23 protein-coding genes and 1 other RNA gene are annotated in these 26,686 nt (G+C 60.4%); 9 read left to right on the top strand and 15 right to left on the bottom strand.

The window, feature by feature from the left end; translation table 11 throughout:
* From mraY to rsmI, 9 genes are all read right to left on the bottom strand, one after another.
* Positions 1 to 1,083, bottom strand: coding sequence for a phospho-N-acetylmuramoyl-pentapeptide-transferase (gene mraY / locus ACHPFG_RS05695; RefSeq protein ID WP_003171875.1), 1,083 nt, complete (start codon positions 1,081 to 1,083; stop codon positions 1 to 3).
* Positions 1,083 to 2,453, bottom strand: coding sequence for a UDP-N-acetylmuramoyl-tripeptide--D-alanyl-D-alanine ligase (locus ACHPFG_RS05690; protein ID WP_259242165.1), 1,371 nt, complete (start codon positions 2,451 to 2,453; stop codon positions 1,083 to 1,085). Before ACHPFG_RS05690 ends, mraY begins: the two co-directional genes overlap by 1 nt.
* Entirely contained in the window at positions 2,446 to 3,909 is a 1,464-nt protein-coding gene (locus tag ACHPFG_RS05685; RefSeq protein ID WP_431701797.1) for a UDP-N-acetylmuramoyl-L-alanyl-D-glutamate--2,6-diaminopimelate ligase, read from the bottom strand. The genes ACHPFG_RS05690 and ACHPFG_RS05685 overlap by 8 nt, the downstream gene beginning before the upstream one ends.
* Complete coding sequence (locus tag ACHPFG_RS05680) at positions 3,909 to 5,651, bottom strand: peptidoglycan D,D-transpeptidase FtsI family protein (protein WP_164673122.1); 1,743 nt, start codon at positions 5,649 to 5,651, stop codon at positions 3,909 to 3,911. The genes ACHPFG_RS05685 and ACHPFG_RS05680 overlap by 1 nt, the downstream gene beginning before the upstream one ends.
* Positions 5,651 to 5,944, bottom strand: a complete 294-nt coding sequence (gene ftsL, locus ACHPFG_RS05675) for a cell division protein FtsL (RefSeq protein ID WP_003216203.1) — start codon at positions 5,942 to 5,944, stop codon at positions 5,651 to 5,653. Before ftsL ends, ACHPFG_RS05680 begins: the two co-directional genes overlap by 1 nt.
* A complete protein-coding gene (gene rsmH / locus ACHPFG_RS05670; RefSeq protein ID WP_012722289.1) occupies positions 5,941 to 6,888 on the bottom strand; it encodes a 16S rRNA (cytosine(1402)-N(4))-methyltransferase RsmH in 948 nt (315 codons plus the stop codon). The genes ftsL and rsmH overlap by 4 nt, the downstream gene beginning before the upstream one ends.
* A complete protein-coding gene (gene mraZ / locus ACHPFG_RS05665; protein ID WP_003171868.1) occupies positions 6,885 to 7,340 on the bottom strand; it encodes a division/cell wall cluster transcriptional repressor MraZ in 456 nt (151 codons plus the stop codon). Before mraZ ends, rsmH begins: the two co-directional genes overlap by 4 nt.
* Before the next feature lie 355 nt (positions 7,341 to 7,695).
* Positions 7,696 to 8,049, bottom strand: an RNA gene (gene rnpB, locus ACHPFG_RS05660) — RNase P RNA component class A.
* A gap of 96 nt (positions 8,050 to 8,145) precedes the next feature.
* Complete coding sequence (gene rsmI / locus ACHPFG_RS05655; protein WP_431701796.1) at positions 8,146 to 9,018, bottom strand: 16S rRNA (cytidine(1402)-2'-O)-methyltransferase; 873 nt, start codon at positions 9,016 to 9,018, stop codon at positions 8,146 to 8,148.
* A gap of 209 nt (positions 9,019 to 9,227) precedes the next feature.
* Between rsmI and ACHPFG_RS05650 the strand changes: the two genes are divergently transcribed.
* From ACHPFG_RS05650 to ACHPFG_RS05635, 4 genes are all read left to right on the top strand, one after another.
* Positions 9,228 to 11,039 carry a penicillin-binding protein activator gene (locus tag ACHPFG_RS05650; protein ID WP_431701795.1) on the top strand — a complete coding sequence of 604 codons (1,812 nt, stop codon included), beginning with the start codon at positions 9,228 to 9,230 and terminating at the stop codon, positions 11,037 to 11,039.
* Positions 11,039 to 11,410, top strand: a complete 372-nt coding sequence (locus ACHPFG_RS05645; RefSeq protein ID WP_074843924.1) for a YraN family protein — start codon at positions 11,039 to 11,041, stop codon at positions 11,408 to 11,410. Before ACHPFG_RS05650 ends, ACHPFG_RS05645 begins: the two co-directional genes overlap by 1 nt.
* A gap of 92 nt (positions 11,411 to 11,502) precedes the next feature.
* Positions 11,503 to 12,096 (top strand): phosphoheptose isomerase, encoded by a 594-nt coding sequence (locus ACHPFG_RS05640; RefSeq protein WP_007904374.1) that lies wholly within the window; start codon positions 11,503 to 11,505, stop codon positions 12,094 to 12,096.
* Entirely contained in the window at positions 12,093 to 12,674 is a 582-nt protein-coding gene (locus ACHPFG_RS05635) for a BON domain-containing protein (protein ID WP_027604770.1), read from the top strand. Before ACHPFG_RS05640 ends, ACHPFG_RS05635 begins: the two co-directional genes overlap by 4 nt.
* A gap of 72 nt (positions 12,675 to 12,746) precedes the next feature.
* On the opposite strand, the gene ACHPFG_RS05630 is transcribed toward ACHPFG_RS05635, so the two are convergent.
* From ACHPFG_RS05630 to ACHPFG_RS05620, 3 genes are read right to left on the bottom strand one after another with little or no spacing between them, the layout of a single operon-like run.
* Positions 12,747 to 14,381: a GMC family oxidoreductase gene (locus ACHPFG_RS05630; protein ID WP_431701794.1), complete on the bottom strand. Its 1,635-nt coding sequence runs from the start codon at positions 14,379 to 14,381 to the stop codon at positions 12,747 to 12,749.
* Positions 14,378 to 14,902: a sugar dehydrogenase complex small subunit gene (locus ACHPFG_RS05625; RefSeq protein ID WP_431701793.1), complete on the bottom strand. Its 525-nt coding sequence runs from the start codon at positions 14,900 to 14,902 to the stop codon at positions 14,378 to 14,380. The genes ACHPFG_RS05630 and ACHPFG_RS05625 overlap by 4 nt, the downstream gene beginning before the upstream one ends.
* 3 nt (positions 14,903 to 14,905) lie before the next feature.
* Positions 14,906 to 16,276: a cytochrome c gene (locus ACHPFG_RS05620; protein ID WP_431701792.1), complete on the bottom strand. Its 1,371-nt coding sequence runs from the start codon at positions 16,274 to 16,276 to the stop codon at positions 14,906 to 14,908.
* A 627-nt stretch (positions 16,277 to 16,903) separates the two neighbouring features.
* Between ACHPFG_RS05620 and ACHPFG_RS05615 the strand changes: the two genes are divergently transcribed.
* A complete protein-coding gene (locus tag ACHPFG_RS05615) occupies positions 16,904 to 18,544 on the top strand; it encodes a methyl-accepting chemotaxis protein (RefSeq protein WP_431701791.1) in 1,641 nt (546 codons plus the stop codon).
* A 63-nt stretch (positions 18,545 to 18,607) separates the two neighbouring features.
* On the opposite strand, the gene ACHPFG_RS05610 is transcribed toward ACHPFG_RS05615, so the two are convergent.
* Together ACHPFG_RS05610 and ACHPFG_RS05605 are read right to left on the bottom strand one after the other, a co-directional pair.
* Entirely contained in the window at positions 18,608 to 19,381 is a 774-nt protein-coding gene (locus ACHPFG_RS05610; protein WP_431701790.1) for an OmpA family protein, read from the bottom strand.
* A 215-nt stretch (positions 19,382 to 19,596) separates the two neighbouring features.
* Positions 19,597 to 20,241, bottom strand: coding sequence for an MBL fold metallo-hydrolase (locus ACHPFG_RS05605; RefSeq protein ID WP_431701789.1), 645 nt, complete (start codon positions 20,239 to 20,241; stop codon positions 19,597 to 19,599).
* A gap of 144 nt (positions 20,242 to 20,385) precedes the next feature.
* On the opposite strand from ACHPFG_RS05605, the gene ACHPFG_RS05600 reads away from it, so the two are divergent.
* Genes ACHPFG_RS05600 through ACHPFG_RS05585 form a run of 4 tightly spaced genes read left to right on the top strand, consistent with a single transcriptional unit; the run spans position 20,386 to position 23,831 of the window.
* Positions 20,386 to 20,976, top strand: a complete 591-nt coding sequence (locus ACHPFG_RS05600; RefSeq protein ID WP_131698390.1) for a paraquat-inducible protein A — start codon at positions 20,386 to 20,388, stop codon at positions 20,974 to 20,976.
* Positions 20,973 to 21,617, top strand: a complete 645-nt coding sequence (locus ACHPFG_RS05595) for a paraquat-inducible protein A (RefSeq protein WP_431701788.1) — start codon at positions 20,973 to 20,975, stop codon at positions 21,615 to 21,617. Before ACHPFG_RS05600 ends, ACHPFG_RS05595 begins: the two co-directional genes overlap by 4 nt.
* Positions 21,598 to 23,253 (top strand): intermembrane transport protein PqiB, encoded by a 1,656-nt coding sequence (locus tag ACHPFG_RS05590; RefSeq protein WP_431701787.1) that lies wholly within the window; start codon positions 21,598 to 21,600, stop codon positions 23,251 to 23,253. The genes ACHPFG_RS05595 and ACHPFG_RS05590 overlap by 20 nt, the downstream gene beginning before the upstream one ends.
* A 17-nt stretch (positions 23,254 to 23,270) precedes the next feature.
* Entirely contained in the window at positions 23,271 to 23,831 is a 561-nt protein-coding gene (locus ACHPFG_RS05585; RefSeq protein WP_431701786.1) for a PqiC family protein, read from the top strand.
* 12 nt (positions 23,832 to 23,843) lie between these two features.
* On the opposite strand, the gene ACHPFG_RS05580 is transcribed toward ACHPFG_RS05585, so the two are convergent.
* Positions 23,844 to 26,573 carry a LuxR C-terminal-related transcriptional regulator gene (locus tag ACHPFG_RS05580; protein ID WP_431701785.1) on the bottom strand — a complete coding sequence of 910 codons (2,730 nt, stop codon included), beginning with the start codon at positions 26,571 to 26,573 and terminating at the stop codon, positions 23,844 to 23,846.
* Positions 26,574 to 26,686: the final 113 nt, after the last annotated feature.

Genomic DNA, 26,686 nt, shown 5'->3' with positions numbered 1-26,686 from the left:
CTACCTCAGTTTCAGGGTGGCAAGGCCGACCAGGACCAGAATCACGGTGATGATCCAGAAACGGACAATCACACGCGGCTCAGGCCAGCCCTTGAGTTCAAAGTGGTGGTGAATCGGCGCCATGCGGAACACGCGGCGCCCGGTCAACTTGAAGGACGCCACCTGGATGACCACCGACAGGGTTTCCATCACGAACACACCGCCCATGATGAACAGCACGATTTCCTGGCGAACGATCACCGCGATGGTGCCCAGGGCTGCGCCCAGCGCCAGTGCGCCGACGTCACCCATGAAGACTTGTGCGGGGTAGGTGTTGAACCACAGGAACCCCAGCCCGGCACCGATCAAGGCGCCGCAGAACACGATCAGTTCACCCGCGCCCGGCACGTAGGGGATCAGCAGGTATTCAGCGAATTTCACGTTACCCGACAGGTAGCAGAAAATGCCCAGCGCGCCGCCTACCATCACCGTCGGCATGATCGCCAGGCCGTCGAGGCCGTCGGTCAGGTTCACTGCGTTGCTGGAGCCGACGATCACGAAGTAGGTCAGCACCACGAAGCCGATGCCCAGTGGGATGCTGGCGTCCTTGAGCATCGGGATGATCAAGGTGGTTTCCACGGCGCTTGGCGCGGTGGTGTAGAGGAAGATCGCGGCGGCCAGGCCGAACACCGACTGCCAGAAATACTTCCAGCGGCTTGGCAGCCCCTTGGAGTTTTTCTCGATCACTTTGCGGTAGTCATCGACCCAGCCGATGGCGCCGAACAGCAGGGTCACCAGCAACACCACCCACACGTAGCGGTTGTGCAGGTCAGCCCACAGCAAGGTGCTGATACCGATGGACGAGAGGATCAGCGCGCCCCCCATGGTCGGGGTGCCGGACTTGGACAGGTGCGACTGCGGGCCGTCATTACGAACCGATTGACCAATTTGCAGGTTCTGCAGGGTGCGGATCATCCACGGCCCCAAAAACAGCGACAAAGACAGCGCGGTCAGCACACCCAGGATCCCGCGCAGGGTCAGGTACTGAAAGACCGCGAAGCCTTTGTGGAACTGTTGCAGATACTCAGCCAGCAGCAGCAGCATTAATGTTTCTCCGTACTTGAGCCACACAAGGCCGCGACGACGTTTTCCATCACCGCGCTGCGCGATCCCTTGATCAAAATGGTTGTGTGTTTATCTTGTTCTGCCACGCCCAGCGCCTGGATCAACTCGGCCTGGGTTGCGAAATGTCGCGCACCGGGGCCAAAGGCGCTTACCGCATGGGCCATGTTCGTGCCAACGGCGTAGAGGGCGTCGACTTTGCCTGCGGCATACGCGCCGACTTCGCGGTGGCCTTGTTCAGCCCAGTCGCCCAATTCGCCGATATCACCCAGTACCAGCACCTTGCGACCGTCAAAACCCTTGAGCAGGTCTACAGCGGCATTAATGGAGGATGGGTTGGCGTTGTAGGTGTCATCAATTACACGCATGCCGTTGGTTGCCAACTGCGCCACGGTACGGCCCTTGACCGGTTGCACCGCGCCCAGACCTGTGGCGATGCCGAACAGCGACACGCCCAAGGCATGGGCGGCAGCGGCGGCGGCCAGGGCATTGGCGACGTTATGGTTGCCCAACAAATTCAGTTGTACGTGTTCGTCACCTTGCGGGGTGTGCAAGGTGAAGGACGGGCAGCCACGGGCATCGACGGTGATGTTGGAGGCATGGAAATCAGCCGCTGCGTTAAGCACGGCAAACGTCAGGACCTTGCGACCGGCGGCGCGTACACGCCAGGTCTCGAAGGCCTTGTCGTCCAGGTTCAAGACTGCGGTGCCCGATGCATCGAGGCCCTCAAGGATTTCACCCTTGGCCTCGACGATTTTTTCCGGGCCGCCGAACTCGCCAACATGGGCAGTACCGGCGTTGTTGATAATTGCAACGTGGGGCTTGGTCAGCGCCACGGTGTAGGCGATTTCGCCGATGCGCGAAGCCCCCAGTTCGATCACCGCCGCCGTGTGTTCCGGGGCCAGTTCAAGCAGGGTCAGCGGAGCGCCGAAATCATTGTTCAGGTTGCCACGGGTCGCCAACACGGGGCCGCGCGTACGCAGGACACCGGCGAGCAGTTCCTTGACCGTGGTCTTACCGCTGGAGCCGGTGATGGCGGCAACGGGCTTATCGAAAGCGGCGCGGTTCAGCGCCCCCAATTGGCCGAGGGCCAGGCGAGTATCAGCCACCAGCAGTTGCGGCAAGGTGGAATCGGCCACTTCGCGCTGTACCAAGGCACCTACGGCACCTTTGGCGGCGACTTCGTTCAGGTAGTCGTGACCGTCGAAACGCGGGCCGGCCAGGGCGACAAACAGTTGCCCCGGTTTGATCGCACGGCTGTCGATGCTCACGCCGCTGAAGCTGCAATCGCTCGACAGTAAGCGTGCCGACAGGGCTTGAGTCAGTTCGCTGAACGTCATCGCCTTAAGCATGGGCGACCTCCCAGGCGGTCAAGGCGTGATCGGCCTCGACCAGATCGGAGAAGGCATGACGCTCGCCATTGATTTCCTGGTAATCCTCGTGCCCTTTACCGGCCAGCACGACCACGTCGTCAGCGCTGGCGCTGGCGATCAACCGGGCGATTGCCGCGCCGCGACCGGCAACGAAGGTGGCCTTGGACGCGTCTTTGAAGCCGGTGCGGATATCATCGAAAATCCGGCTCGGATCTTCGCTGCGCGGGTTGTCATCGGTGACCACTACACCATCGGCCAGACGCTCGACGATCTCGGCCATCAACGGACGCTTGCCGCGATCACGATCACCACCGCAGCCGAACAGGCAAAGCAATTTGCCCTTGGCGTGAGGGCGCAAGGCTTCGAGGACTTTTTCCAGGGCGTCAGGGGTATGGGCGTAATCGACCACCACCAGCGGTTGAGTACCCCCACCCAGGCGCTGCATGCGACCGGCCGGGCCGTCCAGCTTCGGCAACACCTTGAGGATTTCGTCGAGAGCGTAATCCAGGCCGAGCAACGCGCCGATGGCGGCGAGTACGTTGCTCAGGTTGAAACGCCCGAGCAGGGTGCTGCGCAAGTGGTGCTCGCCCTGAGGCGTCACCAGCGTGGCGCGCACGCCTTCGTCATTGAATTGGGCTTCACGGCAATACAGGTACGCCCTGGAGTCTTCCAGGCTGTAGGTGATCAGGCGCGCTTCGCTGTCTTGGGCGGCCAGTTGGCGACCAAAGGCGTCATCCAGATTGACCACCCGGCACTTGAGGTCATTCCAGGCAAACAGCTTGGCCTTGGCGGCGGCGTACGCTTCCATGGTGCCGTGATAATCCAGGTGATCGCGGGACAGGTTGGTCATCACTGCCACATCAAAGGCCAGGGCGGTGACGCGGCCCTGGTCCAGGCCGTGGGACGACACTTCCATGGCAACCGCCTGGGCACCGGCCTTTTTCAGGTCGGCCAGGGTCGCTTGCACGGCGATAGGGTTCGGCGTGGTGTGCAGGCCGCTTTGCAGCGCGCCATAAAAACCGGTGCCCAGGGTGCCGACGATGCCGCAATGCTGGCCCAGCAGGTCAAGGGCTTGGGCAACCAACTGGGTCACGCTGGTCTTGCCGTTGGTGCCCGTCACGCCCACCAGATTGAGGTGACGGCTAGGGTCGCCATAAAAGCGCCCGGCAATATCGGACAGCTGCTTGGCCAGACCCTTGACCGGAATCAGCGGCACGTCGGTGATCGGCAGCACCGTGGCGCCTTCCACTTCATACGCCACGGCAGCCGCGCCGCGCTGCAACGCGTCGGCGATGTGCGCACGGCCATCGTACTTGCCGCCCGGTACCGCCAGGAACAGGTCGCCAGCGCGCACGTTACGGCTGTCCAGGGTCAACTCGCGAATCAGCAGATCGCGGCCGGCGTGGGCAAAAATCTTGTTCAGGCTAAGAGACATCAGCCGCGCCCTCCATTGGCTTTTACTGCAGCGGCCGGTGGTCCGGCATTCGCTTGTTGGGTCGGCGGCAGGTTATCCGGCGTGATGTTCATCAGGCGCAGGGTGCCGGACATCACTTTGCTGAACACCGGCGCCGATACCAGGCCACCGAAGTAACCGGCTTTGCTCGGCTCATCGATCACAACGACGATGGCGTAGCGCGGGTCGCTCATCGGGCCGAAGCCGGCGAACAGCGAGCGGTAGGAGTTTTCGGCATAGCCCTTGGTGCCGACCGACGTTTTACGCGCGGTACCGGACTTCCCCGCCACGTGATACGCCGGCACCTGGGCGCGGAATACACCGCGCGGCGCTTCGATCACTTGTTGCAGCATGCCTTGCATGGTCTTGGCGACGTTTTCAGGGATCACCTGGGTGGCTTTCGGCGCCTCATCGACGTGGATCAGGCTCAGCGGCACCATGCGACCGTTGTTGGCCAGCACGGAGAAGGCATGGGCCAGTTGGATCGCGGTCACCGACAGGCCGTAGCCGTAGGAAAGCGTGGCGGTCTCGGCTTTCTTCCAGTCGCGGTAGTTGGGCAGGTTGCCGACGCGCTCACCCGGGAAATCCAGGCCGGTGGGTTGCCCCAGGCCGATCTTCTGCGCGAGGTGGTAGATGGTTTCACCACCGATATCGAAGGCGACCTTACTCATGCCCACGTTACTGGAGTTGATCAGGATACCTGTCAAATCCAGCACCGGACCTTCAGTACGGGACACGTCACGAATAGTGTATTTACCCAGCTGCAAAGTACCCGGATACACCTCGACCTTGTCGCTGGGCTTCCAGCGACCGGTTTCCAGGGCGGCACTCATGGAGATGGCTTTCATGGTCGAACCCGGCTCGAACACGTCGATCATTGCGCGGTTACGCATCATCGCTGGTTGCAGGTTGCGACGGTTGTTCGGGTTGTAGGTCGGCTGGTTGACCATGGCGAGGATCTCGCCGGTCTTCACGTCCATGATCACCAGGCTACCGGCCTTGGCGCCGTTCTCGATGATCGCGTTACGCAGCTCGCGGTTGGCCAGATATTGCAGGCGCAGGTCAATCGACAACGCCAAGGGCTTACCGGCCTTGGCGTTCTTGGTGACTTGGACATCCTTGATCAGTCTGCCGCGCCGATCCTTGATGACTTGTCGTTTGCCGGGAACCCCGGCGAGCCATTCATCGTAGGCGAGTTCAACGCCTTCACGACCGTGATCATCGATGTCGGTAAAACCCACCATATGGGCAGTGGTTTCACCGGCCGGGTAGAAACGACGGAATTCCTCGATGCCGTAGACACCGGGGACTTTAAGGTCGAGCACTTGCTGGCCTTGCTCGGGGGTAAGGCCGCGAACGAGGTAGATAAATTCTTTATTTGCCTGGGCTTCAAGGCGCTCGGCCAAGGCTTTCGGGTCCTGGCCCAGGGCGGCAGCCAGTTGCGGCCACTTGTCCTTGGCAACCTGCAATTCCTTGGCGTTGGCCCACAGGGTGGTCACCGGCGTACTCACCGCCAACGGCTCGCCGTTACGGTCGGTGATCAGGCCGCGGTGCGCAGGGATCGGAATATGACGCAGGCTACGGGCATCGCCCTGGCCGATCAGGAAGTCACGATCGACCACTTGCAGGTCGATGATCCGCCAGGCAATCGCCCCCACCATCAATGCCAGCAAGCCCAGCATCAGGCGGAAGCGCCATGGGTAGAGTGCGCCTTCAAGTTTCATCATGGCGCCACCATGCGAACTTCGGCCGCGCCCGGGATGTGCATTTTCAGCTGTTCGGTGGCCAGCACTTCGATACGGCTATGGGCCGTCCAGGTGCTTTGCTCGAGGATCAACCGGCCCCACTCCGCCTGCGCCTTGTCACGCACGCTCAATTCCCCATAGAGGGTATTGAGCAGTTGGCGGTTGTAATGGGCGCTGTAGGACACCGCAATTGCGGACACCAGCACGCCGACAAACAGCAGCAACATAAAGAAGCTGCCGCCCGGGAGGGGCTTGGCGAAAAGCTTGCTCACCGCAGCTTCTCCGCAACGCGCATGACGGCGCTACGGGAACGTGGGTTGGCCTTGAGTTCGGCTTCGGAAGCGAACTGCGCTTTGCCATGGATTTTGATTTTCGGCACAAAGGCTTCGAAACGTACCGGCAGGTTGCGCGGCAGGTTATCGGACTCGCCCTTGACCAGGCGGCGCATGAACAGTTTGACGATGCGGTCTTCCAGGGAGTGGAAACTGATCACCACCAGGCGACCGCCCACTTCCAGCGCCTCGAGGGCGGCCTCGAGGCCAGCCTCCAGGTCGCCCAATTCGTTGTTGACGTGAATACGCAGGCCCTGGAACGCACGGGTCGCCGGGTTCTTGCCTTTTTCCCACGCTGGGTTGGCGACTTTCAGCACCTCGGCCAGGTCGGCGGTGCGCTCGAAGGGCTGGATTTCGCGGCGCTCGACCACGGCACGGGCCATGCGGCCGGCGAAGCGTTCTTCACCATATTCCTTGAACACGCGGGCGATTTCTTCCACCGGCGCGGTGGCAATGAACTGCGCGGCACTGACGCCACGGGTAGGGTCCATGCGCATGTCGAGGGGACCGTCGTTCATGAAGCTGAAGCCGCGCTCCGGGTCATCGAGCTGCGGCGAAGACACGCCCAGGTCGAGCAAAACCCCGGCCACCTTGCCCGCCATGCCACGCTCGGCGACTTCGGCACCCAGCTCGGCAAAGCTGCGCTGCACAACGACAAAGCGGCCGTCTTCGGCCGCTAGCGCTTGCCCGGTGGCAATCGCTTGGGGGTCTTTGTCAAACCCGAGAAGCTTGCCGTCGGACCCGAGCTGGCTGAGTATCAACCGGCTATGCCCGCCCCTGCCGAAGGTACCGTCCAAATAGCAGCCATCCGCGCGTACGGCGAGAGCCTCAACGGCTTCGTCAAGCAGTACGGTGATGTGGTTAAAGCCGCTATCAATAGTCACAGGATCAAATCACGCAGTTCATCAGGCATGGCGCCCGGTTGTTGAATAGCAGCCAGGTCAGCTGCAGAAACAGCATCCCAGGCATCTTCGTCCCATAATTGGAACTTGTTCAGTTGGCCGACCAGCATCGCGCGCTTATCCAGCTTGGCGTACTCGCGCAAGCGCGGGGGCACCAGGAAACGACCACTGCCATCGAGCTCGAGGTCGACGGCATTACCAATCAGCAAACGCTGCAGGCGGCGGTTTTCTTCACGCAATGAAGGCAGGGCACGCAACTTGGTCTCAATCAACTCCCACTCATCGAGGGGGTAAACACATAAACAAGGGTCAACGGCATCAATGGTGATGATCAACTGCCCGGAACTTCGCGAAATCAGCTCGTCACGATACCGGCTCGGCATGGCGAGACGGCCTTTTGCATCGAGACTGATAGCGTTAGCTCCGCGAAACACAGATGCGTTTCTCCAAATTTTAGCGTTTTACGTTCAAAAAACCCACTTTGTGCCACTTTCCGCCACTTGCGCACACTATAGGAATGCGCCCACCACACCGTCAAGGCGCGGATTCAAGGAAAAGCCTTACAGATCGGAGATTTAGGAGCGTAAAAGGAGGAGAAACCAGAGTTCGGCGGTGTTTTTGGCTCGACAAGCACAAATAGCTCAAAGAGCTACAGCTCAAAGTTAAAGTAATTTATTAAGAGTAAGATTTTTTTGGTATTACGAAGATGCATCTGCCAATGATTTGGCAGGGAGGGTTTCTTGCGTTACTACCGGTTTTCTGTCCGAGATTCGCACAGAGGGAAAAAAGGTGGAGAGTCGATCTATAAGCCGGGTTCTGTCTTGAACAGTCATTCGTCTACGATGGCCATCACTGGACATCTTTAGCAACCTACCCGGTCCCAGCGCGGGCCACGCCTTGGGACCCTATTTGGTCTTGCTCCAAGTGGGGTTTACCTAGCCACGAACTGTTGCCAGTCGTGCGGTGCGCTCTTACCGCACCTTTTCACCCTTACCGGCACCGAAATGCTTAGGCGGTTATTTTCTGTGGCACTTTCCGTAGGCTCACGCCTCCCAGGCATTACCTGGCACTTCGCCCTATGGAGCCCGGACTTTCCTCCCCCCCCTAATTTTCATAGAGGGCAGCGACTGTCCAATCGACTCTCCGCCGCGCAGGTTAACGGCACGGCGGCCTCAGGACAAGTATTAAAAGTGCAGCATTGCCATCACGTTCGGACGGAATACCGGTTTAACCCCGGAACTATTCGGCTTTCTGTTTATCCAGCGCAACTTGATACAGCACATTCTTGCGCACGCCGGTAATTTCCGCCGCCAACGCCGCCGCGCGCTTGAGGGGCATCTCCTTGAGCAACAGGTCGAGGATACGCATGGCCTCGCTGCCGACTGCGTCTTCCGCCTCCGGTGCTGTCCAGCCTGCCACCAGCACCACGCACTCTCCACGCTGCTGATTGCTGTCGCCTTCGACAAACGCGCGCAGTTCTTCCAGCGGCAAGCCCTTGAGGGTTTCGAACGTCTTGGTCAGTTCACGCGCCAGCAACGCAAGACGCTCGCCACCAAACACCAGCTCCATGTCCTGCAGGCATTCGAGGATACGGTGCGGGGCTTCGTAGAAGATCAGGGTGCGCGGTTCTTCCTTTACTGCCTGGAGACGGGCACGGCGCCCCACCGCCTTGGCCGGCAGGAAACCTTCGAAGATAAAGCGATCCGAGGGCAGGCCCGCCGCCGACAACGCCGCTATCAGCGCGCACGCCCCGGGAACAGGTACTACATTGATACCTGCGGCCCGCGCCTGGCGAACCAGGTGATAACCCGGATCGGAGATCAGCGGCGTACCCGCATCGGAGATCAGTGCGACATCGTCACCAGCCAACAGGCGGACAATAAAGCGGCTGCCTTCTTCGCGCTCATTGTGTTCGTGGCAGGCCGCCAGTGGTGTGCTGATACCAAAATGCTGCATCAAGCGCTGGGAGTGCCGGGTGTCTTCGGCCGCGATCAATTTAACCTCGCGCAACACTTTCAGTGCTCGGGCACTGATGTCGTCCAGGTTGCCAATGGGCGTCGCCACGACAAAAAGCGAGCCTGCAGTGGAATTCAAAGGACCTGGAGCAGTCAAAGCGCACACCTCGATGGTTGGCAAAAGCCATATTGTAGCGCGTAGGCGCCTTGAAAATATGCCATCACGGCCGATGCCTTTTCTGCCATCAATTGCCAACAGCAACATTTGCACGACCTAAATCAAAGGTTTCACGCCAGTAACATCGCGCCTGGGCCAGTGCTTGGGTACAATTCCACGCTAATTTGATCGGTATCAGGAACACTTACATGATCGCTTGCCTGCGGCTGCTCTCCGCCCTCTGCCTCGCTGCCTTACTGGCCGCTTGCGCCAGCTCGCCCTCGTCCAGCCTTGGCGACCTTCCACGGACCCCGGACGCCAGTATCGAGCAACTGCTCGAACAGGCCACCACCGCCAAGACACCAGAAAAGGCCGCATTGCTGCGCCTGAGTGCGGCAGACATGGCCTACCGCCAGAACAACCCCGGCCGCTCGTCGCAGATTCTTGCGCAAGTATCCCTGGATGTCCTCAAGCCAGCCGCGCAAGTCTTCGCCAGCACCCTGGCCGCCGAATTGGCCATGACGCGCAACCAGCCCAAGGCCGCGTTGACCGCCTTGAACCATCCGAGCCTGCAAAGCCTGAAAGAGCTGCCGACCGAACAGCAGATCCGCACCGGAACCGTGCACGCCCGCGCTTATGAAGCCGATGGCCAGACCCTGGCCGCTGCTCGCGAGCGCGTTGCCATGGCGTCACTGCTCAGCGGCGATGCAGCCAAAAGCAATCACGAAGCCATCTGGACCTTGATTGCCGCACTGCCTGCAGAACAACTGCAAGCCACCGGCAACCCGACCCTGGACGGCTGGATCACCCTGGCCCAGGCGGTCAAGGGCGCCGGTACGCTCGAGCAACAACAGGCCGCTATCGACACCTGGCGCGCACAGAACCCAGGCCACCCGGCCGCCGTGCAACTGCCAACCCCGCTGACCAAGCTCAAGGAACTGGCCAGCCAGCCCTTGAACAAGATCGCCCTGCTACTGCCGCAGGAAGGCCCACTGGCCTCCGTCGGCAAGGCGCTGCGCGAAGGCTTCATGGCGGCGCACTACCAGGCTGAACAAGCCGGGCAGAAGCCACCGGCCATCGAGTTCTATGACAGTTCGCGCCTGACCTCCATCGACGACTTCTACGCCAAGGCCCAGGCCGCCGGCGTGCAACTGGTGGTCGGCCCGCTGGAGAAGCCGCTGGTCAAACAACTCAGTGCGCGCCCTCAATTGCCGATCACCACCCTCGCGCTGAACTACAGCGAGACCGACCAGAGCCCACCGCAACTGTTCCAGTTCGGCCTGGCCGCTGAAGACGAAGCCCGCGAAGTGTCGCGCCGCGCCCGTGCCGATGGCCTGCACCGCGCTGCTGCCATGGTGCCCCGTGGCGAATGGGGCGAGCGTGTCTACAAGGCCTTCCGCCAGGATTGGGAAGCCAACGGTGGCACGGTTGTCGGTGTTGAGTATGTCGACCAGCCGGTCGCCCTCGCCCAGCAAATCGCCGACCTGTTCCAACTGCGCAAAAGCGAAGGTCGCGCCAAGAGCCTGCAAAGCGCAGTGGGCACAGACGTAGCGGCACAGCCGTCACGTCGCCAGGACATCGAGTTCATCTTCCTGGCCGTTACCCCGCAGCTGGCCCAGCAGATCAAGCCGACCCTGAACTTCCAGTACGCCGGTGATGTGCCGGTGTACGCCACGTCCCATGTGTTCAGCGCCAGCGGCGACAAGAACCAGTACCTGGACATGACCAACGTGATGTTCTGCGAAACCCCTTGGCTGCTCAACACCACCGACCCGCTGCGCAACCAGGTTGCCGCACAATGGCCGCAAGCCAATGGCAGCCTTGGCCGCCTGTATGCGATGGGCGTCGACGCCTACCGCCTGGCGCCGCGCCTGGGCCAGTTGAAGGCACTGCCGGATACACGGGTTGACGGCCTCTCGGGCAACCTGGGCATCAGCACCAACCAGCGCGTCGATCGCCAGATGCCATGGGCGAAGTTCGTCGGTGGCGAGATCCAACGCCTGCCGGACACCCCGCGCTGATGCCGGAGCGGTCCACTGCACAAAGCGGCAAGGATGCCGAACTTCAAGCGCTGAAACACTTGCAACAACAGGGTCTGCGCCTGCTGGCGCAGAACTGGTTGTGTAAACGCGGCGAGCTTGATCTGGTCATGCTTGACGGCGATACAGTAGTATTCGTCGAAGTCCGCTACAGAAAACACGCACAATGGGGTGGCGCGCTCGCCAGTATCGACGGGCGCAAGCGTCAGAAGCTGATACTCGCTGCGCAGTTTTTTCTGCAAAAAGAGCATCGCTGGGCCGACGCCCCCTGCCGTTTCGATGTGGTTGCCATGGAAAGCACACCGTCTGGTCAAGTTGATCTGAACTGGCTGCAAAATGCCTTCGACAGCTGATTCGCCGGACACCTTCATCACACACTTTTGCTCTTTGCTTTGCGGGCTGCACATTTCTGTGCCAAACAGCCGCGCTACTTAAGGTCACACAGATGGACATGCAATCCCGAATTCGCCAGCTTTTCCAGGCCAGCATCGACACCAAGCAACAGGCGATGGACGTACTTGCACCGCACATCGAGCAAGCCAGTCAGGTCATGGTCAATGCCTTGCTCAACGAGGGCAAAATGCTTTCGTGCGGCAACGGCGGTTCGGCCGGCGATGCCCAGCATTTTTCGTCGGAGCTGCTCAACCGCTTCGAGCGCGAGCGCCCGAGCCTGCCGGCCATCGCCTTGACCACCGATTCGTCGACGATCACCTCGATCGCCAACGACTACAGCTACAACGAAATTTTCTCCAAGCAGATCCGCGCCCTGGGCCAACCAGGCGATGTGCTGCTGGCGATTTCCACCAGCGGCAACTCGGCGAATATTATTCAAGCGATCCAGGCCGCACATGATCGCGAAATGATTGTCGTAGCATTGACCGGACGCGACGGCGGCGGCATGGCCTCGCTGCTGCTGCCCGAAGATGTAGAGATTCGCGTCCCGGCCAATGTCACCGCACGTATTCAGGAAGTCCACCTGCTGGCGATCCACTGCCTGTGCGATCTGATCGACAGCCAACTGTTTGGGAGTGAAGAATGACCGTTAACCGCCTCGGCCTTTTGGCCATTACGTTGTGCCTCGGCATCAGCGGCTGCAGCACGGCAATCACTGCGACACGTGACACCCCTATTCAGGATGACAAGGGCACCCGCACCTTCGGCAGCAAGATTGACGACTCGCTGATCGAAACCAAGGTCGAAGTCAACATTGCCAAAGCCGCCACGGACCTGGGCAACGGTGCTTCACGCATCGTCGTGACCAGCTTCAACGGCGTGGTACTGCTCGCAGGCCAAACGCCACGCGCCGACCTCAAAGCCCAGGCCGAACAAGCCGCCTCGGCCGTACAACGAGTCAAGAAGGTCCACAACGAATTGCAGGTGATGGACCCGATCACCCTGTTGGCCATCAGCAACGACGCCCTGCTGACTACCAAGATCAAGGCGCAGATGCTGACCGACAACGCGATTCCCGGCTCGCGGATCAAAGTCGTTACCGATAACGGCATCGTCTACCTGATGGGCCTGCTGACCCAGGCGGAAGCCACGCGCGCAGCCAACCTGGTGCAGGGCGTGTCCGGCGTGCAGAAGATCGTGAAGGTGTTCGAATACATCGACTAATGTAAGGCCGTACAAAGAAGCCCCCTGCGCTATTGGCGTCAGGGGGCTTTTTTTATCGAGCTGCCTGGTGACTCAAACTTCACTCACCAGTACGTCGGCGATACGAATACTCAAGGCAGCGCCGGTCAGCGTCGGGTTCACGCAGGACGACGACGGCATCACGCTCGTACCCGCAATGAACAGGTTTGCGTGGTCATGGCTGCGGCAATCACGGTCCACCACCGAATCCTTGGGGTCATCACCCATGATCGTCGTGCCCATGATGTGCTGACGGTTCTGGAAACCGACATCCGTGCTGAGGATGTCCGCATCCAGCAGCTTGGCGAACCGCTTGAAGTCCTCCAGTGCTTTCTCTTTACCCGCATGCCAGTAGTCAGGAACGCTGTAATAGATCTCAGGCACCGGCAAGCCGATGGCATCGAACTTGGTTTTACTTGGTGTTACGCGGTTTTCCGGCAGCGGCAGGGTTTCGAAATCCACCGCCCAGTTGAGCGACCGAGCCGACTGCAGACGAATCTGCTCATCCAGCTTGGAACCCAGCACGCCCTTGGCGATCAGGTTAGAAGTGATTTGCGACGTAGGGACGGTGTTGCGCACCTTGATCTTGTAGCCAGGGTAGTCCTTGCGAAACGCACCGTCGCGACTGTTCAGGTATACCAGCAATTGCGTGGGCCCTTCTCCCGGCCACATATCTTCCTTGGTCATGACATTCATGCTGATGCCGGTATGGTCCATCAGGTTTCGGCCCACTTGATCGGACGAGTTGGCAATGCCGTTAGGGTATCGCTCGGAGGTCGACATCAGCAGCAACTTCGGCGACTCGATGCCATACGCGGCCAGCACAAAATAGCGCGCAGTCAGCTTGTGGGTCGACTTGTCTGGGCGCATGTACCAGACAGCGGTAATCTTGCCGTCATCCCCTGCCTCGATTTTGTACACCACCGAGTTCTCCAGGACTTTGGCACCATGGCGTTCAGCCTCATCGATGTGCATCGAACCATCATACTTGGCGGCAATCGGGCACACCGGGTTGCAGTTGTTATTGCCGGCGCACGGCGGGCGCTTGCCATACGGGCGGGTGGCGCGGCCGTTGGGCTCAAGGATCGGGTTATAGCCGCCCTTGCCAAGCATTTCCGAAAGTCGGGTAAACATATAGCTGGGCTTGAGCCCTTCCATCGGGTATGGGATCGAACGCGGCGGATAAGCCTCACCGCCCTGCCCGCTTTCATCCTGGCCATCGACGCCGGAGACCCCCAGCTCGGTTTCGGCACGGGCATAGAACGGCTCAAGCTCGTCGTAGCTGATTGGCCAGTCACGGCCACGACCATACAACGACTTCAAGCGAAAATCATTCGGCAACATGCGCCACAACGATGAGCCGAAGTGCCAGGTGGTACCCCCGACTACACGTAAGTAGGAGGTGTTGTATTTGACCGGGCCGACCTGCTGCAAGTAGTCGCCATAGGTCGACGGCGCATGGGGCAGGCTGGGATACGGCGAACCGGCACCCTGCAATTTCGCGTTGGCCAGCGACAGCTTGACAGGCGCATTGCGGAAGGTTTCCACCACATCGCGGCGGTTGACCCGAGGGCCAGCCTCAAGAACGATCACCGATTTGTTCGCCTTGGCCAGGCCAGTAGCAATCAGCCCCCCCATGACACCGGAGCCGATGATGACTACGTCGGCATCGAAATCAGCGTTGCTCATAGTTTGAAATCCTGTGGCGCCTTAGGTTTAGAGCCCCATGAATCAGGGCCACCACCGTAAGTGGGGATGATGAGAGTGCCGTGAGTTGGCCGGTACATCAGTGCATTGCTGTAACTGATGAGTTCGGCGTCGGCCGGCTCACCGACGATGCCCAAGTACCAGGCGGAAATGATGCTGGTGGCTGTGGCCTTCAACGAGGGATCGGCATCGGCCAGAAGCAGGTAGTCATCGACATGCTTGAGGCCGCGCTCGGCGATCAACTGTTTGAGGGCGATCACGTTGGTCGAGAAGTTCGGTGCGCGCTTTTCCAGGGCCGCGTAGTAGCGTGCAGCCAGAACCGGGCTGACCGGGCGACTGACCAAAAATTGTGACAAGCCAGCAAAGTCTGTGCCCGACTGCGCAGCCGCCGCGGCCGATTGCCAGGGCACCAGACCGCTGACCAGGGCGGTCAGTCCCAGCGTGATAGAACCACGTAGCAAACTGCGACGCGAAAGTGCAAGTGCATTTATTGATGAATCCATAATTCAAACCTCTCGGCTTCGACGACGGACCATAACGACCACCACCAAGGCAATCAGGATGCAGGCCAAGATGATGGCTGGGATGGTGAACTTCGCCATTACCGCCAACGGTGCCTTGGGCCCACCCTCACGAATTTGGGCAACATCGGCTGCGGTCACTTTCAACGCGTCATTGCCGTAACGGGAAAGCACGTAGTTGCTTACGTCGGCAATCTGCTGGTCATTGAGACGGTCGGTGAACAGTGCATCCGGGCCGAATGCTGGCATTTCGACAACCACACCGTCGACTTCACGATGCACGCCGTACACGATCGCGGCGACGAGGTTGTCGCTGCGGCTGGTGGCAGTGTTGTGGAAAAGCGACGGGTACTCACGGGTACCCTGGCCATTGGCCTGATGGCAGTTGGCGCAGGTGCCGCTGAAAATGTGCCAACCGGGGTTGTCTTCGGGCTTGCCACCGCGCAGGGTCAACTCATCAGCGGAAGCCTGGCCGAACGCGTGGCGCGCCTTGGTCTCGCCAGTACTGATCGGCTGGGTTTGCAGCAGGTAAGCCGCAATGGCCTTGAGGTCAACATCGTCCAGATGTTGCAGGCTGTGCTCGACAGCTTCGGCCATCGGCCCGGCGGCCTGCGCCTTGCCCTCAACATGACCGGTACGCAGGTACGCCACCAGCTCATCGGTGGACCACGCGCCGATACCGCTGGTTTTATCTGAGGTGATATTGGGCGCGTACCAACTGCCCAACGCGCCGCCGGCGAGTGGCTTGCTGTTATCGGCGGCCATCAGTACGTTACGCGGAGTGTGGCAAGTGTCGCAGTGGGCCAGGGCATTGACCAGGTAGTCGCCGCGGTTCACTTCGGCGGATTTGCCAGGGTCGGGGGTGAAGCGCTTCTGACTATGAAACAAAGCGTTCCAACCGAGCATCGAGGCTCGGATGTTGAACGGGAAGTCCAGGTCGGTCTTCTTTGTCGTGGCGTCGACAGGCTGCACTTCGTGCATGAAGTAGTGGTAGAGATCCGCCACGTCGGAGTCGGTCATCTTTGCATAGGAGGTGTAGGGCATGGCCGGATACAGATGAGTGCCATCCGGCGTTACACCGTCCCTGACCGCGCGGGCAAATTGTTCAACGGTATAGCCACCGATACCCGCAGATTTGGACGGGGTAATATTGGTCGAATAAATGACCCCCATCGGCGAGCTGAGCGGGTAGCCGCCCGCAAACGGTTGGCCCCCGGACGCGGTATGACACGCCACGCAGTCCGCAGCGACAGCCAGGCGCTTTCCTGGCGATACAGTGGCATCCAGCACCTCGCCCTTAGCGCTGCCGCCCATGCACACAACGAGCGCGAGTACGCCCGCCAAGGCATGCGTCATGCCTTTTTCCCTACCCGTTTTACGTGGCATGTCTGTTTACCCCAGGCAACTGCATTCATGATTTTCGATGACCCACACGACACGGAGACTGATCGAATTATTCATGATGTTATCGGACGTCATATGACAAGAAAGCGCGAATATTTCACGGCTCGCAACATTTGGCAACAACCAAGTGGGCGAAATGCCATCAATCTGCGGCCTCCGTAAAAGCCTCTATAACAAGGCTTTCAGCCTGCTTCCTGTATTGGCGACGCTTACATTAATAAGATTTTTGAAGAAAATAGACGAATTTCTGTAAATTCCGGCGATGCTTGAACGTTTGTGCTGTTATCCCTCGTTTTTAGCGCCGTTAAAATTGCCTTTAAATAATTTTATCTAATTGATTTTTATAGACTTTAATCATTTTTTAAAAATCATGTTTAATTTGATAAATAGCCTCCTTTCCAGCTGAAAACCCGCCAAAAATCCCGCAAAGACCCCGTTTTAGAGCCATTTCACGCCCCGACACCTTTAGGAAATCTTCAGTCTTGGCTGAAGCTGTCGATAGAAGTACGACAACTGCCGCCACCCGAAGGGGGTGCCGGTGCTCACTTCGTTGATGAATCAATCATTCCAGGGGAACCGATGAGCTGGCTTAACGACGCAAAACTCTCGACCAAACTAATCACATCATTCTCACTCTGCGCCCTGATCACCCTGGGCGTAGGCGTACTGGGAAGCCGAGGGGTGTCTGCCCTGTCGAAAAGCCTGAAGTCGGTGTTCAACAACAATCTGGTATCGATCACCAACACCGCTCAAAACAAGGTCAAGGCTGTAGGGCAAAGCCGTGATTTGTATCGCTTGTATGTGGCTTACGCCAGCGACGCGCCCCAGGGTGTAAAAGACGAATTCATAGCCTCGATGATTGCAAACCGGCAGGCCAGCGAGAAGGCATTTGCCGTGTACCGCCAGCGCCCCATGGGCGACGAGGAGCGCGTGGCTGGTGATAAAATGGAGCGCGACTGGCCTGCGTACCAGGCCATGGTGCAGCAGTACCTCGCCCTGCTGAACGCGCATGAACTGGATAAAGCCCGGACGCTATTGTTCGGCGACCTGCAAAAGGCCTATCGCGTTGTGATGGATGAGCAGACCATCATTGTTGACGCCAACGACCGCCAGGTTGCCGAAAGTGCGGCAGACGCCACAGTGCAGGAATCTTCGGCCAGGAATACCCTGTATTCGGGCATTGCCCTGGCGTTTATTGCAGCGATTGTCTTGGGCCTGTTTATCAGCCGCCTGATCAGCCGCCCGATCGCTACTGCCGTGACCAGCGCACGACGCATTGCCGATGGCGACCTGACTCAAGCCATCGTCAGCAGCGGTCGCGATGAAACCGGCCAACTGCTGAGCGCCTTGGGGGATATGCAAGCGAGCTTGAAACGAACGATCCAGCAAATCGCCAGCGCCTCGGATCAACTGGCGTCAGCGGCGGAAGAACTGACAGCGGTCACCGACAATGGCAGCCGCAGTCTGATTCGCCAGAACGACGAGATTCAGCAAGCCGCAACGGCGGTGACCGAGATGACATCGGCGGTAGAAGAAGTGGCGCGCAATGCGGTATCCACATCCGAGGCCTCACACACGACCAGCGAGCAAGCCACCAACGGCCGCGACCAGGCGCGCAAGGCTGTCACCGCGATCAATCACGCCACCACCGAGATCGATACCTCGACCACCATGGTCAAGGACCTGGCCAGCCAGGTACGCGATATCGGAAAGGTGCTGGATGTGATTCGCGGCATTGCCGAGCAGACCAACCTGCTGGCACTCAATGCCGCTATCGAGGCCGCCAGGGCCGGTGAGCAGGGACGTGGTTTTGCGGTGGTCGCCGACGAAGTACGCGCCCTCGCCGCCCGCACTCAGGCCTCGACCGGTGAAATCGAAGGCATGATCAACACGGTACAAGCCAGCGCCGACCAGGCCGTGGGGGCCATGGGCAAAAGCCAGGCGTTGGTCAACGACACCCAGGCCCTCGCCCAATCCACCGGCCAAGCATTGGAACTGATCGCTGATGGCATTTCCCAGATCAACGAACGCAACCTGGTAATCGCAACCGCTTCGGAAGAACAGGCCCACGTTGCACGGGAAGTCGACCGCAACTTGGTGAACATCCAGGACCTGTCGACTCAAACGGCGGCGGGCGCTCACCAGACCAATGCATCGACCCAAGAACTGTCGAACCTGGCAACCTCGTTCAACACCCTCGTCAGCCGTTTCCGCCTGTAAATATCCAGCCACAAAAAGGGCGCCGTGCATTGACTGCACGGCGCCCTTTTTACTAGCGGTTGTTTACTGATACTGCGAGTACGGGTTGCCCTGGAATTGGTTGTTCTGTTGCGGTGCCTGCTGCTGGGCACCTGGCTGACCGTACTGCTGGCCCGGGATCGGACCGAGGTTCACTTCTACCCGACGGTTCTGGGCACGGCCATTGACGTCGGCGTTGCTGGCAATCGGGTTATCCGGGCCGGCACCGCGTGCGCTGAGGTTCGCACCGTTGACGCCTTGGGAAGTCAGGTAGTTGGCCACGCTCTGGGCACGGCGCTGGGACAGGTCCATATTCAGTTGGCGGCTGCCGGTGCTATCGGTGTAACCCACGATCTGGATGGTGTTCTGGTTGAACTGCTTGAGGGAGTTGGCCAAGTTGTTCAGCGGCTGGTAAAAGCTGCTGGAGATCGCGTCCGAGTTGGTGGCGAAGGTGATGTTACCCGGCATGATCAGCTTGATCTGGTCGCCCTGGCGCTGAACTTCAACCCCGGTATTGGCCATGCTTTCGCGCAGTTTCTTTTCCTGCTGGTCGGCGTAGTAGCCATAGCCCGCGGCGCCGGCACCCGCAACCACTGCGCCAATGAGCGCGCCCTTGCCACGGTTGTTATGGTCGATGGCAGCCCCCGCCAATGCACCGGCCAGGGCACCCAAACCACCGTATTTGGCGGTCTTGCTCATACCGCTGGATTCATTATTCGCCTGTCCCTGGCTGCTGCCGTCATAAGGATTAGGTGAAGCGCAGCCGGACAACAAGGCTACGGCGGTAGCGACAACAAGCAGACGACGCGGAGTGAACATGAAGGGAGCTCCTACTTTTTGCATTCTGTGGTGCAAAGGACATTGGCAATGGACCCGTGCCGAGTTTGGAACGCGACAAACGGTAAAAATTCCGTGTACACGCCCCGAGCTGTAACAAAACATTCGGGACTTGCGTTGCTACAGAAACCGTAGCAGACACATGCTGAACGCGGCCTGTGTTTTTGCTACAGCGGATTGCCGTTTGAACCATTGCTTCACGCCCGAACAAACGGGTTCTCACGCATTTCGTCACCCAGGCGCGTGTCCGGGCCATGACCGGTCACCACCGTCGCGCCTTCATCCAGCGTGTAGAGCCGTTGCTTGATCGAACGCACGATCGTCGCCTGGTCCCCGCCCCACAAATCCGTACGCCCTACCCCGCGCCGAAACAGCGTGTCCCCGGCAATCAGCAGCTTGGCATCGGCAAACCAGAAGCTCATCGAGCCTGGCGTGTGCCCCGGTGTATGCAGCGCCACACCGCACCCACAGGCCAACTCTTCATCATCGGCCAGCCAGCGATCCGGCGACGGCACCGGGGTGTAGGGCACACCAAACATCTGGCACTGCATCTCCAGGTTGTCCCAGAGAAACTGGTCTTCCTTGTGCAGGTGCAGGGTGGCACCGGTCTTTTCCTTCAATTGCCCCGAGGCCAGGAAGTGATCGAGATGGGCATGGGTGTGGATGATGCTCACCACTTTCAGGCCCAGTGCATCGAGACGTGCCAGGATCAATTCATGATTGCCACCCGGGTCGACCACGATGGCCTTTTTGGTGATGGGGTCGCCAAAGATCGTGCAGTTGCACTGCAACGGGCCGACCGGGAAGGTTTCGCGGATCAGCGCGGCTTTTTCAATATTCATCGGTGCTCCTGCGGGCTCTATGGCATATTCCGCACAGTATGGTTGACGAGGTGCCAGACCTGAAGAGCAGCGACTGCTAAGCTTGCCCACACCATCGAAAAACAACCCAGCCCCCCGCCACCGTGCCGCGTTGGAGCGATCTCCATGGCGAATCAACTGATCATCTGCGAGCACTGCGACTGTGTTTACGAAAAAGTCACGCTCGCCAGACATCAAAAAGCCCACTGCATACGGTGCGCCGGCGTACTCCAGCGCTACAACGGCCTGTCGGTGCAACAGCGCCTCGCCCTGACGCTGACGGCTGCGGTGCTGTGGACTTTCGCCAATTTCTATCCCGTGATGAGTATCAGCCTGCAAGGCCTGAAAAGCAGCGCCACGCTATGGGATTCGGTAGTAGCGCTGAGCCTGGGGCCGATCACCTTTATCGCGCTGGTGGCGGCCATTTCCATCATCATCGCGCCCGTGTTCCAGTTGCTGCTGTTGACGTGGGTCTTGAGTTTCGCCCTCGCGGGCAAGCGCTCACCGGCGTTCCGGCTGTGCATGCGTTGGCTGGAGGCGCTCCGGCCCTGGAGCATGCTGGAGGTGTGCCTGCTCGGGGCGATGGTGGCGGTGTTCAAGCTGGCCGGCATGCTTGATGTGATACCCGGCACCGGCCTGTTTGCCCTGGCCGTGCTCAGCCTGTTGCTGATCCGCATTGCCGGACGTGATGTGCGCGACCTATGGGACACCGTATGAACACACCACCCACGGCCAGTGAGCTCGATCTGTGCCTCTGTCACAGCTGCGGATTGTCCTGCGACATGCGCGCCGGGCCGACCGAATGCGAGCGCTGCGGCGCGCCCCTGCACCGGCGCAAGGTCAGTTCCCTGACACGCACCTGGGCCTACATGCTCACCGCGCTGGCGTTCTATGTGCCCGCCAACCTCCTGCCGGTGATGAACACCACCATGCTCGGCTCAGGGGCGGACAGCACCATCATGAGCGGGGTGCTGGAGTTCTGGCAGCATGGCGCGTGGGACATTGCGCTGATTATTTTCATCGCCAGCATCGCAGTGCCCGGCATCAAGTTTGTGTCCCTGACCCTGCTGCTGGTCACCGTGCAGCGCAATAGCCTTTGGGCACGCAAGGAACGTTCGAAGCTGTTCCGCTTCGTCGAACTGATTGGTTACTGGTCCATGCTGGATGTCATCGTGGTTGCGCTGGTGGCCGCACTGGTGAAGTTCCAGGCCCTGGGCACCATCGAGCCGCGCCTGGGCATCCTGTTTTTCGGCCTGGTGGTGGTGTTTACCATGCTGGCCGCCATGAGCTTCGATCCGAGGCTGATCTGGGAAACCCCACACAACAAGGAGACCGCGGATGACGTCACATCCCACTGACACCCCGCAACCCCCAGGATCGCCTGCGATCAAGACACGGCGCTTCAGCGTTTCGCTGGTGTGGATCGTGCCGATCGTCGCGGTGCTGGTGGGGATTTCGCTGGTGGTACACAGCGTCCTCCAGCAGGGCCCGACCATCACCCTCAATTTCAAGACCGGCAGCGGTTTGACCGCGAATAAAACCGAGGTCAAGTACCGCAACGTGGTGATCGGCCAGGTGACCGACGTCGCCTTGAGTGACGACCAGAAAAGCGTCAACGCCACCGTTCAACTGGCCAAGCAGGCCGAAAGCTTCACCCGCGCCGACTCGCAGTTCTGGGTGGTGCGCCCGCGTATCGGCGCCGGCGGTGTATCCGGCATCGACACCCTGCTCTCCGGCGACTACATCGGTGCCGACATCGGCCAATCGGAGACACGTGCCAAGCAGTTCAAAGGCCTGGAAAACCCGCCGCCCATCACCTACGGCGAACCGGGCAAGCGTTTCACGCTGCACACGCAGACCCTTGGTTCGCTGGATATCGGCTCACCGGTGTACTACCGCAAAATCGAGGTCGGCCAGGTGGTGGCCTACGAGCTGGATGCCGAAGGCAAGGGTGTCAATGTCGAGGTGTTCGTGCATGCGCCCAATGATGCCTATGTCACCGAAAACACGCGTTTCTGGAATGCCAGCGGGGTTGACCTGAGCGTGGGCGCCAATGGCTTTGCGCTGAAGACCGAATCGCTCTCGTCCATGCTGGTCGGTGGCATCGCCTTTCGGGCGCCGCCGTACAGCCCGAACGACAAACCGGCCGACGAAGCACGTACCTTTGAGCTCTTCGACGATCAAGACAGCGCCCTCGCCCCACCCAGCGGCGAGGGCCAATACATGGTCCTGCGATTCGACCAGGCTTTGCGCGGGCTCAAGGTCGGTGCGCCGGTGGAATTCCTCGGTGTCGAGTTTGGCAAAGTGGTGTCGATCAACCTGGACTTCGATGCCAATAAACGCAGCTTCCCACTCAACGTCGGCATCGTGATCTATCCACAGTTGCTCGGGCAGGCCCACACCAAGCTGCTCAAGGTCATGAACCATAATCCCAACGACGAGGCCGCAGGCGTACGTCTGATCGGTTCGTTCATCGAAAATGGCCTACGCGCCCAGGCACGCAGTGGCAACTTGCTGACCGGCCAGTTATACATCGCGCTGGACTTCTACCCGAAAGCCGAGAAGGTCAAATTTGACCCTAGCCTGCGCCCCGTCAGCATTCCAACCATTCCCGGCAACCTGGAGCAGTTGCAGGAAAAACTCGAGAGCATCGTCAACAAGATCAACCAACTGCCGATCGAACGCATTGCCGGTAACCTCGACAGCAACCTGGTCGAGCTGCGCAAAGGCCTGACCCAATTCAACGCCAAAACCCTGCCCGGCGTTCAGAACACCCTGGCTGACGTGAGCAAGACGCTGCAATCGGCCAGCTCGACCCTGGCCGAGGATTCACCGCAGCGCGAGCAGCTGACCCAGACCCTGGATGAACTGGGGCGTATGTCGCGCTCGCTGCGCGAACTGTCGGACTACCTGGGCCGTCACCCGGAATCGCTGATCCGCGGTCGCCCCGACAACGCCGCGCCCCTGGACCTACAAGGACCTCCGCGCAAATGACCCCTGGAGCAAGCGCCATGACGTTTCCGTTGAAAATCACCTTGATCGGCATGTTCATGTTGCTGGCGGCGTGCAGCAGTACTCCGATTACCTTTCATACGCTGACCCCGGCGCACTGGAATACGGCCACTGGAGCCGACGCAGGCACCCTCCGGATTGAAAGCATCACCGTTCCACCCCAGGTCGACCGACCGCAGATTGTGATCCGCCAGGGCGACAGTGGCGTGGCGATCCTGGAAACCCAGTGGTGGGCCGCGAGCCTCGCGGATGAGTTGAGGAGTGCGCTGGTGGACCAACTGGCCAACAGCAACCCTCGGCAATCTATGTTGCTGCGTCTTGAAGTACAGCGCTTTGACTCCGTACCCGGCCAATACGCGCTGCTCGACGTCAAATGGCGCCTACGCCCGGCCGGTGGCACCGAGCGCCCGCCGCTGACCTGCCGGACCACATTGCAGTCGCCCGCCGGGCCGAGCATCGACGACGTGGTGCTCGCCCATCAAAACAATATCAAGCGCTTTGCCGCGCAGGTCAGGCAGGCGGTCGACAGGTCAACCGGCCAGTGCCCGACGGCACCGTAAACCGCCCAGCACTTACGCCAGCAAGCCCATCGCCTTGGCTCGCGCCACGGCCTGGGTGCGCCGCTCCACCCCAAGCTTGCTGTTGATGTGGCTGGCGTGGGTCTTGACGGTGTGCAGGGAGATAAACAGCTGGTTGCTGATCTCCTGATTAGAGCAACCTTGGGCGATCAGTTGCAAGACCGCCAGCTCGCGCGTGCTCAGGGTTTCGTGGCTGGTCGTGACCTCGGGCGCCACAACCGCCGGGAGAAGCGCGAGCAGGCTCTGGTGCAGCGGACCTTGCGGGTCTTTGCCCAATTGCTCGCGCATCCAGTCCGGATACCCGTCCAACAAGCGCTGGAACGGCTGTAACGCGCCCCCGGCGCCCGCCTCAAACGCCTGGGCCAGCACCAGCCGCGCCCTGGCTTCCTGACCGCACTCGAGCAGCAACTCGGCCTGCAGGGTCAGCGCCATCAGAGCAATCATCTGGCGCCCGCTGTTGCGGGCCTGTTGCGCCAATTCTTCAAGCCGCTCCAGCGCCGCCTGGGGCTGATGGCGCACGGCATCGAGGGCGGCTTGTTGCAGCCCGATATGTTGCGGCAGGTGCGGGTGGAATTCCGGTGCAGCGGCGGCTTTTTCGCCGTTGTAGGTCTGGCCCAGCCGCGTCAGCCAGGCATCCGCCAGGTCGGTGCGGCCTTGGGCCAGCCACAGTTCGCATTTGATCAGGGTAATCATCGCCAGGTAGTAGATCGGCGGCACATCCCAGATATGCATCAAACGCTCGGCTTCGGCGAGTTCGGCGAAGGCTTTGGGAAAGTCATGGCGCCGCCCTTCGAAGCTGGCGATCACGCAATGGCCGATCAGCACGCTGATATCGCGACAGGCCCGCGCCTCGGCCAGGCCCGCGCGCAAGTGGGCGATGCCGGCTTCGGACTGGTTACGCACCAACAGCAAGTAGCCTTCGTAGAGCGACAGCCGCGCACGCACCGCATACAGTCGCTGCGGTGCCAGGCCGTGCAGGCGCTGCTGGCCCTGGCGCACCTCATCGAGGGCGCGCAGGATTTCGCCACGGGCCTGTAGCACCCGTGCACGGTCGTAATGGGCCAGGGCTTCGAACAATGGGTTGCCGACGCGCTGAGCCAGTTCCAGGGATTCACGGTTCAGGCCACGGGCGCGCCACAAATCGCCATCGGCGATGGCCAGGTTGGACAGGGTCGACAGGCACACCAGGCGCTGGCCGTAACGCCGTTGCGGCAGGCTTTCCAACGCCTCGCTGCAATAGCGCTGAGTCAACTCACGCTCACCTCGGCCGCGGGCGATAATCCCGCTCAGCGCCAACCACTGGGCCAGCATCGAACGCTGTGCAGTGGCCGAGGGCGCCGGCAGGAAGCGACTGAGGTACGCGGATAACTCCTCCGCCGCATCCAACTGGCAGGCCAACCCCAATGCCCAGCTGTACAGCACAATCAGACGCGGCGTGCTGATCAGCAGGCTGTCGGGCAAGTCCATTTTCCAGCGCAGCAACATGCCGACATTCTGCTCGGCCAGCAGTTGTTCTTCGGACAGGTTCTGCACCAGGTTGGCCGCCACGTCGAGGTGCCCGGCGCGCAATGCTTGCTCCACCGCCTCGTCGATCAAGCCCTGGGCGTTGAACCAACGGCACGCGCGCAGGTGAAGGCTGGCGGCCGGCAATACATTGCTGCTCGCGCGGCGGGTGCGCAGCAGGTCGGAGAACAAATGGTGATAACGGTACCAGTGCCCCTGTTCGTCCAAGGGCACCAGGAACACCTGGTGGGCTTGCAGGTAACGCAGGATCTCGGCGCTGTCATGAGCTTCGCGCACGGCATCGCACAACTCGCTGCAAAAACGGTCCAGGGGCGCGGTGTCGAACAGGAACGCTTGCACTTCGGGTGGCAGGCAGTCGATCACTTCTTCCAGCAGGTAGTCGCGAATCAGCCCTTCCCCACCGTGCAGGCTTTGCGGCAGGGCGTCCTCGTTGCCGGCTTCGGAGGCCGCCAGCAACCAAAAGCGCAGGCCGGCCACCCAGCCTTCGCTGCGGCGGATGAGGTTGTCGAGGGCTTCACCACTCAAGGAATTGCTGTGGCGATCCAGCAAGGCCTGGGATTCGGCATGGGTCAGGCGCAGGTCTTGCTCGTGCAACTCCAGCAAATGCCGTGACAACCGCAAGCGCGCCAGATGCCAGTCCGGGCGCTGGCGGCTTGTGACCAGCAGCACCAGGCCCTCGGGCAAATGGTTGAGGAAAAATTGCAGGCAACGGTCCAGCACCGGTCCCTGGGCCAGATGGTAGTCATCCAGCACCAGCAATAAAGGCGCACGGGTCGACAGGTGCACGGTCAGCTCATCGAGCAGACCATCGAGCCATTCTTCAAATGCAAAGGGTTGGTGCCGCTGGCGCATTTTCAGCAGGCCCAGGGATTGGGTGCCGAGTGCCGGGAAGTAGTGCTGCAACCCTTCGAGCAGACGCTCAAGAAAACGCCCGGGCTCGTTGTCCCGAGGGCTCAGGCCCAGCCACAAGCTTTGCCAGTGAGCCGGCAGGCCCTGGCAGAATTCCACCGCCAACGAACTTTTGCCGAACCCGGCCGGTGCGCTGACCAGCAGCAACCGCCCTTCCAGGCCTTCGCTCAGCCGTTCACACAGCCGCGGGCGCAGCACGTAGCCGTCGGGTAGAGGAGGCCTGTAGAAGCGGCCTTCCAGGGTCGGGATTACCGCACTGGCGGGCCCTTGGATTCGGGACAGATCAGTCATCGCCGGGCTCTTGTAGAAGGCTGTTGTCGGCATTGCAGATGTCCGCAGACTAGCGGTAAAAGTGGCGGGTTTGTAGATCTTTGCAACATTTGCCTGAAAAAGAACTGAGACAA

The sequence above is a fragment of the Pseudomonas sp. BR20 genome (assembly GCF_050780135.1).
GTDB lineage: Bacteria > Pseudomonadota > Gammaproteobacteria > Pseudomonadales > Pseudomonadaceae > Aquipseudomonas.
Note: the sequence above shows the minus strand (reverse complement) of the source record. Positions and strands in the feature narration are given on the sequence as shown.